Genomic DNA, 3929 nt, shown 5'->3' on the forward strand with positions numbered 1-3929 from the left:
ACAGGGAAAGCACCACCTCATCCACATCATTCAAGCGGCGCTGCCGTTTCCTGACGATCACCGGCTCGAACGAGGCATCCCGATCACGCGGCACCGTGATCTCGACCGGGCCGACCGCATCGGTCGTCACCGTCTTACTCGTGGTGCCATTACGTGCATTCTTCGCACGACCGTCCAACGTTTTCTCGTGCTTAACGCGACCGAGGTGCTCGTTCATCTCCTCGTCCAACGCGTCTCCAGCACCGTCTTGGTGAACTGCTTCAACAGGCCACGCGGCCCAGTCAACGCCAGCCCTTGCTCCCTGGCCTGGCGCACCAGCTGCACGGCGGCATCCATCTCCGCCGAACGCGTCTGGTTCTCGTTATTTTTGGCTGTCATACCAGCCATTGTCTCAGTCGGCATACTCACCGGCCTTCCCCGCCAATCAACACGATCGGCGATCAAAGCCAGTTACACACATAAATGGACAGTCCCTTTGTTCCTGATTTCCCCCAGATAAGGAATGATGGAATTATGAGCACTCGATATACGAAGGAGTTCAGGGACCGGGCCGTCAGGCTGTTGGCCGAGTCCCGGGAGAATTACGCGTCGGAGACGAAGGCGTTGCAGCGCGTGGCGAAGGATCTGGGTGTGGCGGCGGAATCATTGCGCCGCTGGCAGGGGCAGGCTGATGCGAGTGGTTCGGCGGGCCCGCAGGAGTCCAGCGAGCTTAGGAAGCTACGTAAAGAGAATGCGGAGTTGCGTCGGGCGAACGGGATTCTTTCTTCGGCGTCGGCTTTTTTCGCCTCACGGCTCGACCCGACACGGCGTTGATGGTCGCGTACATCGACACTCATCGCCACCGGTTCGGGGTCGGGCCGATCCGCACGGTCCTTGCGGGCCGCGCTGGCTGGCGGGTTTCTCACCGCCAGAGCCTACCGGCAGGCCAAGAAGCGTGCCGTCTGCAGGATGCGGGCGCGTCATGGGACGCTGGCACGCGACATCCAGGTGATCCACGCGCACCGGTTCATGGCGGTGTACGGGTATCGCAAGGTGTATCACCGGCTGATCCGTCAGGGCTGGAGCCGGATCGGGCGCGACCAGGTACTGCACGTCATGCAGGAACTCGGCATCCAGGGAGTGCGTCGTGGCAGGATTCCCATCACCACGCGCCCCGCCAGGAGCGCGGGTGGCAGGCCGGATCTGGTGGAACGCCGGTTCAGCGCTGACGCTCCCGGGCCGCCTGCATGTGGCGGACGTCACCTATGTGCGACTCGCGTCAGGCTCGTTCGCCTATGTGGCGTTCGTCACCGACGCGTACGCGCGTCGGATCGTGGGCTGGGCCGTCGGCACGAGCCAGCACACCACGCGACTGCCGTTGATTGCCTTGGATCAGTCCATCAGCTGGACAGCCCGGCACGGGCAGACCACAGGCCTGATCCACCACAGTGATCATGGCACCCAATACATCAGTGCCCTGTACGGCACGCACCTGACACCAGCAGGCATCCTCGCATCCACCGGCAGCGTGGGCGACTCCTACGACAACGCGCTGGCCGAAACCGTCAACGGCGCGTACAAGAGCGAACTGATCCGCCGATCCAAGCCATTCGAGTCCGTGCACGCGTTGGAACAGGCCACGTTCCCATGGGTCTCCTGGTGGAACAGCCAACATCTCCATGAAAGCCTCGGCTACCGGACACCATGCGAAGTCGAAACCCTGTATCATCAACAACAGGCGATATCAATCGCCCCAAAAACCAACAAAACAGCGTGAACAAAAACCAGTCCACTTCTGATCCTCAGGACTAGCGGTTCGCGCAGACCGTCTTCACCACAGTGGATCGCAGAGCCTCGCGTTTGCAGAATTCGACGACCAGTACAAGACCCAGCAACGCCACCAGCAGCCCGATGACAATCACCCATTCGACGGTGATGGTGGTCAGGGTGTTCCATTTGATGCCGATTCCCATGGTCTGCGCAAAATTCGTGGTAACCGCCGCAGAAGCGTTGCTGAAGGCGTTGTCGACGGCCTCTTTCATGAGGTAATGCCGATACAGCGACGCGACATAGGTTCCGGGGGTGAGCTTCATGATGAGGCGAGCCGCGTCCGGCAGCACTCCGATCGGCACATAGACCCCCACCAAGAATCCCGACAGGGTTCCGACGATGGTGGAAATCAACGAAAGCGTGTTCTGCCTTCTGACGAACCCGACAATCATATAGTTCAAGGCCGCCATCATCAGCGAGCTGACGATCATAAGTGCAAGCACCTCAGGGGTACTTTTCCACGGCAGGTCAATACCGTCGACCAGTTTGAAATAGACGACCATGATGACAAGCAGAACCATCTGCATGACGGCACCAATGCTGGCCGCACTCATCAGATAGGCCATCACCATCTTGGCGGGCGACAGATTGGTGAGACGAAGATCGTCCCAGACGTGATTCTCCTTGTCCATCACCATCTGCGAGATTCCGGTAAGGGTAGTTGTCATCGAAGCCACGGCCAGGGTACCGGAGATAAGCCACAGGTCAAGCAGCTGGCTGCCGTTCGGCGCACTGCTCCAGTCTCCCGACATCGTCTTTTTCAAGAACAGTATGTACAGGACAAACGAGATTATTGCGCCGAGCAACGAGAAGAACACGCCCACATGGTCCCGGAAGTACAGCTTCATATTCCTTCCGTAGAGACTGAGCATGTTACCGCATCTCCCTTCCGGTCAGCTTCAGGAAAACGTCGTCCATCGAACCTGACCTGCATTCAAACCCAGTGATGCGATTTTTGATCGGCTCCAGTATGGAGAGGGCGGTTATGGAGTCCGGCAGCTCGATGACCAGACGATCGTCAACGATGTGGCCGGGGTGACGCGGCCCGATCAAGGCCTTCACCTCGCGAAGATCGCTCGCCATAATGGTCAACTTCACCTGAGCATATCGGCGCTTGAGCTCGGTGGCGGACCCTTGGGCGATAATGCTGCCGTGATCGATGATGTAGACAAGGCTGGCATTGTCCGCTTCCTCCAGATAATGCGTCGTGAGGAAAATAGTTGTTCCATCGCTGTTGATTCTGTTGAGCAACTGCCAGATTGCCGATCTGGTCTGGATATCGAGACCAGTGGTAGGTTCGTCAAGAAACAGCAGCCGGGGCCTGTTAAGCAGGGCCCGGGCAATATCAACCCTCCGTCGTTGCCCGCCCGAGAGTCTGCCGTACCGCTGACCTGTCAGATCACCCAGATTGGTCAGGTCGATAGCCCGCTGCACATCGGCCAGCGCCTCTGCTCGACTACCATGACGCATGCGAGCGCGTAATGCCAGATTCTCTGTGACGGTCAGCGTCGGGTCCAACACGCTATGCTGAAAAACGACGCTGAACTGCCCTTCGTTCAGCAGCTGATCATCATAGATGACGTGACCGGAGGTCGGCGTCAACAGGTTGATCAGCATCGCGATGGTGGTCGATTTCCCCGCGCCGTTCGGGCCGAGAAACGCGGTGAACGACCCTTCAGGAATCGATATATTCAGGTTATTAACAACAGTTCCTGCCTTGTAGATCTTTGTCAGTCCCCGGGTCTCGATCAGCATGGCTGCCCTTCTGCATAGCGTACTATGCGCGTCACATCAACAATCCACCCATAACCACGATACGCTGGATTCTATTTGTAAGTGCAACGGCTGGATTCTATTTGTAAGTGCAACCTTTGGCTTGTTGGCTGGTCTGGTTTGATGATAGGCCGAGTTCGGATATTTCCTCTTGCCATGCTTCGTTGGGCGTGTGGTAGTCCAGGAGCTTCATGGGGGTGTCGTTGATCTCGGTGACGATGTCGTCGAGTTCGGTCTGGGTCAGGTTCTTCAGGCGTGGCGTGTTCGGGCAGGTAGCGGCGGATCATGCCGTTGCGGTTCCCGTTGCTGGCGCGCTGCCAGGGCGAGTATGGGTCGGCGTAGTAGGT

2 protein-coding genes and 3 pseudogenes are annotated in these 3929 nt (G+C 58.4%); 1 reads left to right on the forward strand and 4 read right to left on the reverse strand.

Annotated elements, in window-relative coordinates; translation table 11 throughout:
* A pseudogene (locus tag BMIN_RS07855) lies at nucleotides 1-378 on the reverse strand (transposase); the annotation flags it as partial.
* A 135-nt stretch (nucleotides 379-513) separates the two neighbouring features.
* On the opposite strand from BMIN_RS07855, the pseudogene BMIN_RS09035 reads away from it, so the two are divergent.
* A pseudogene (locus BMIN_RS09035) lies at nucleotides 514-1639 on the forward strand (IS3 family transposase); the annotation flags it as partial.
* Nucleotides 1640-1787: 148 nt separating this feature from the next.
* Here the strand turns inward: BMIN_RS09035 and BMIN_RS07870 are convergent.
* From BMIN_RS07870 to BMIN_RS09040, 3 genes and pseudogenes are all read right to left on the reverse strand, one after another.
* The gene (locus BMIN_RS07870) at nucleotides 1788-2681 is read right to left on the reverse strand and encodes an ABC transporter permease (RefSeq protein WP_022861945.1); all 894 of its coding nucleotides are present in this window, start codon (nucleotides 2679-2681) and stop codon (nucleotides 1788-1790) included.
* A 1-nt stretch (nucleotide 2682) separates the two neighbouring features.
* Nucleotides 2683-3564, reverse strand: coding sequence for an ABC transporter ATP-binding protein (locus tag BMIN_RS07875; protein ID WP_022861946.1), 882 nt, complete (start codon nucleotides 3562-3564; stop codon nucleotides 2683-2685).
* A 97-nt stretch (nucleotides 3565-3661) separates the two neighbouring features.
* Nucleotides 3662-3929: pseudogene (locus tag BMIN_RS09040) on the reverse strand (transposase); the annotation flags it as partial.

This window comes from Bifidobacterium minimum (assembly GCF_000741645.1).
In the GTDB taxonomy this organism is placed as follows: domain Bacteria; phylum Actinomycetota; class Actinomycetes; order Actinomycetales; family Bifidobacteriaceae; genus Bifidobacterium; species Bifidobacterium minimum.